This is a genomic window from Pinirhizobacter sp. (genome assembly GCF_035317885.1).
Taxonomy (GTDB): Bacteria; Pseudomonadota; Gammaproteobacteria; order Xanthomonadales; family Rhodanobacteraceae; genus Pinirhizobacter.
The window spans coordinates 1-4,030 of record NZ_DATHFX010000034.1; the positions used below are offsets into that span (position 1 = coordinate 1).

Annotated in this window: 3 protein-coding genes; 2 read left to right on the top strand and 1 reads right to left on the bottom strand. The window is 61.6% G+C overall.

The genetic code is table 11. The features are described from left to right. On the top strand, window positions 1-1,350 hold a 1,350-nt coding region (locus VK519_RS01065; protein WP_324346826.1), incomplete at its 5' end, for a tetratricopeptide repeat protein. Between the two features lie 23 nt (window positions 1,351-1,373). Here VK519_RS01065 and VK519_RS01070 read toward each other — a convergent pair. After that, complete coding sequence (locus VK519_RS01070; RefSeq protein ID WP_324346828.1) at window positions 1,374-3,446, bottom strand: S9 family peptidase; 2,073 nt, start codon at window positions 3,444-3,446, stop codon at window positions 1,374-1,376. 132 nt (window positions 3,447-3,578) lie between these two features. On the opposite strand from VK519_RS01070, the gene VK519_RS01075 reads away from it, so the two are divergent. Next, a partial coding sequence (locus VK519_RS01075; protein ID WP_524538968.1) for a POT-type proton-dependent oligopeptide transporter occupies window positions 3,579-4,030 on the top strand: 452 nt, incomplete at its 3' end.

Here is a 4,030-nt window from a genome sequence, read left to right on the forward strand (position 1 = left end):
GTGCGATGGATCATCCCCGCATTACCGATGCTCTTCTTCGGATTACACCCGGCCCTCGTTGAAGGCGTGGTGTGGGTCGGATGCCAGTTCGAGCTGGCACTAACCTTATTCACCTTGCTCGGTTTGTTGGCCAACATGGGAATTACATCGCCCTTTTGGCGCGCAGCGACCGTTGGGCTGTTGTTCTTCCTTGCAGCTCTTTCGAAAGAATCCGCCGTCTGCTTCCCGCTACTACTGTTATGCCAGGACGTGCTGCTCTCACGCGATACCGGCTCTCCACTGACCGACCGGATAAAAGCGTTTGCGCGAGGTAACGGCCTTACGTACATCACATGCGTGGTTGCCGGCATGGCTTATCTCGCGCTTCGCCAATGGGCGCTGGGACACGTCAATCCTTTAGCCACAGTCGGCGTTGAGCCGTTGGCCAATATCCAGCAGGCCTGCTATCTCTATCTGCGCTATTGGGGATTGGCAATTCTTCCAACAGGGCTTAACCCCCTGCATCCCGCATTGCCCTTTGTTCCAAGGCATTTAACACCCTTGACTGCTCTCATTGACGTGGCGAGTGTGGTCGCGATAGTCGTATCGCTGGTTGCGACCATACGGCGAAGGTCACCCTGGGCGATCGCCGCGCTCGCCTTCAGCGTCGCCATCATGCCCGCCCTCCACCTGGGGACGATCAATTTCGACGACAGCACGTACCATGAGCGCTATGCGATGCTCGCCATCGCTTCATTGGCCATCTTCGCACCCGTAGCCATCGGCGACTGGGCCACGCGCCTGTCGCCCCGGGCGATCACATTGTCTGCGATCGCATGCGCCACATGGCTTATTGCCTCAACCCTGACGACCATTTCGGTCATACCACTGTGGTCATCCAATGTGAGGCTGTGGGAATGGGCATTGGCCGTCAATCCGCACTCAGAAGTAGCAAAGAACATGCTTCTGATTGCATACGACAATGAGGACCGCACGGGCGAGGCGCGACGACTCGTCGCCGCGATCATGGCCGACGCGACGCCGTGCGACAAATGCATGCCCAACATCGCCAACTTCGCGCTTGACCATGGCGACCTGACTCTCGCTGCGCTGGCGTTGGACAAAGCGCAGGGCTCCAGACAGATCACCTACGATCGCAGGATGTACCACGCGTACGTGTTTGGACGTGCCCGCTGGCTACTGGCCTCTGGCCAGCGGGACGAAAGTCGCGATCTTCTGCAAGCGGCCATAGAAAGCGACCCTGTCGATCCACAACCGTATGCATTGCTCGGTGAATTGCTTCGCTCCGAGGGGAAAATCGACGAAAGCAACCGATACCTTCAAAAGTCTCGGGAGCTCACGTTGAAATAGCGCGGTGTTGGCGGTCAGGGTAATTACTCTGACCCCTTTGCCGTCCACTGCTTCAACCACGCGTTCACCGTCTCATGCCACTGCACGCTGTTCTGCGGCTTCAGCACCCAGTGGTTCTCATCCGGGAAGTGCAGCAGCTGGCTGGGGATGCCACGGCGCTGTAGTGCGTTGAACGCACCCAGGCCCTGGGTATCGGGGATGCGGAAGTCCTTGGCCGAGTGGACGATCAGCATCGGCACGCGCCAATCCTTCACGTGGTTGACCGGGTTGAACTTCTCGTAGTTTTCCGGATGCTCGAACTGCTCGCCGCTGTTTTCCTTTTCCTCGAACCACAATTCCTCGGTTTCGTAATACATGGCGCGGGCGTCGAACACGCCGTCGTGGTCGACGAAGCACTTGAACGGCTGGTTCCAGTTGCCGGCCATCCAATACACCATATAGCCGCCGTAGCTGGCGCCCAGGGCGCAGGCGCGGTCGCCGTCCAGGAAGTTGTATTTGGAAAGCGCCGCCGACCAGCCGGCTTTCAGGTCGTCCAGCGGTTTGCCGCCCCAGTCGCCGGAAATGCTTTCAGTAAAGGCCTGGCCGTAGCCGGTGGAACCGTGGAAGTTGATGGTAACTACCGCGAAACCCTGGCCAGCATAAGTCTGCGGGTTCCAGCGATAACTCCAGCTGTCGTTCATGGCGCCCTGCGGGCCGCCATGAATGATGAAGGCCACCGGGTACTTCTGGCCCTTCTTGTAGCCGACGGGCTTGACCACATAACCCTGCACCGTCTCGTTGTTCCAGCCCTTGAAGGTGAAGAATTCGGGATCGCCGGTCTTGGCGTTCTTGATGCGTGCAGCGTTGTAATGGGTGACCTGCTTCAGGCCCTTGCCGCGGGTATCGGCGGTGTAAAGGTCGGCCGGCACTTTAAGGTCGTCACGCTGCAGCAGGATGCGCTTCGCCCCCAGCACGAATCCGCCGATGGAACCCTTGTCGGTGAGCTTGGTGGCCTTGCCCGAGGCCACGTCGATGGCGAACAGCGGATGCTGGCCGTTGTCGTCAGTGGTGGTGTAGAGCGTCTTGCCGTCGGCGCTGATCTGCAGGCTACCGGCCGAGCGATCCCAGCCTGGCGCCACCTCGCGGCGGGTGCCACTGGCGAGGTCCAGCGCCATGATGCCGAAGCGGTCGGCCTCGTAGCCGGGCTCTTTCATCGCCGTGTAGTACAAGGTTTTTCCGTCGCGGGACACCAGCGGATTGGCATCCCACGCCTGGTTTTCCTGGGTCAGGTTTTTTGGCGCGGCGGAGCCGTCGGCCGGTACCTGGTAGATGTCGAAGTTGGTCGACCACGGCTCGCTGGTACCGGCGATGCGCACGTCGAAGAACACCGAGCGGCCGTCGGGCGAGAACGAAAACTCATCGTCGCTACCCTCGGGCTTGCCCGGGACGTCACCATCGATACCGCGGGTGAGAAGCGTGGGTTCGGCTGTGGCACCCGTGGTGGGAGCGATGAACAGCTGCGAGCGGCGGCCGTCTTCCCAGGTGTCCCAGTGGCGCACGAACAGCTTGTTGTAGACGGTACCGGAGGCTTTGTCGTTGGCGCGGCCGTCGAGTTTTTCCTTGGTGCAGGAAAGGTCGGCGCAGTCGGTGAATACGTCCATCGACAGCAGCACGTGGCTGCCGTCGGGCGACAGCTTGTAGCTGTCGATATCCAGCACCGTGGAGGTGACCTGGGTAGCCGCACCGGATGCGGCAAGCGACTTGCCCTTGGTGTCCACGCCCTGGCGGAAGAGCTGCGAGGTATCGCCGGCTTCGGCCAGGTAGTACACGGCCGAACCATCCGGTGCCCAGCGCGGGGTATTGCCCTTGTCAGACAGCTTGACCGGCGTGCCGCCCTTGTCCAGGTCCAGCAGGTAGAGCGCCGTATTGCCTTTGTTGGCCGCGTAGTCGGTGGATCGCAGGCTGAAGGCAGCGAAGCGCCCGTCCGGGGAAAGCTGGGGATCCCCTACCCGGTCCATCATCACCAGGTCGCGGACCGAGAACGGATGTGGGCCGTCGGCGGCCAGGGCGGGGCCCGCGGCAAGCGCGAGGGCAAGCGCGGCGAACAAGGGTTTCATGGGCACTCCGTGGGCGTGACGTTCCAGTGCGTGACGGTAAGCGGCGCGCGGGCGTGGCGCAAGGGTTGTCGCCCATGGGCGCTCCGTTTCCCGGCATACTCCGGGCCGTTACCACGCGGCAGGCTCCAACGCATGACCCTTGACGACGCCCCGGCTCATGATCCGGGCGAAGACCTGTTCGGCCACCCCAAGGGCCTGTACGTCTGCTTCTTTACCGAGATGTGGGAGCGGTTTTCGTTCTATGGAATGAAGGCCCTGCTGGCGCTGTACCTGATCAAACACCACGGTTTTTCCGATACCGAAAGCCTGACCCTGGTGGGCGCCTATGGTGGCCTGGTCTACGCCACCCCGGTGCTTGGCGGCATCCTGGCCGACCGGTATCTGGGGATGCGCAAGGCCGTGATACTGGGTGGCGTGCTGCTGTGCCTGGGCCACCTGGGCATGGCGGTGGAAGGCCACCAGGCCACGATGGGTGCCGATGGCGTAGTGCACCGGGACCTCTTCGCGCTGGGCGTTTTCTATCTTTCGCTGGCGTTGATCATCAGCGGCGTGGGGTTCCTGAAGCCCAATATTTCCACCGTGGT

What these genes read in the sequence shown, in the direction of transcription:
- VK519_RS01070 (WP_324346828.1), bottom strand. Translation starts at nt 3,446, where the DNA reads ATGAAACCCTTGTTCGCCGCGCTTGCCCTCGCGCTTGCCGCGGGCCCC.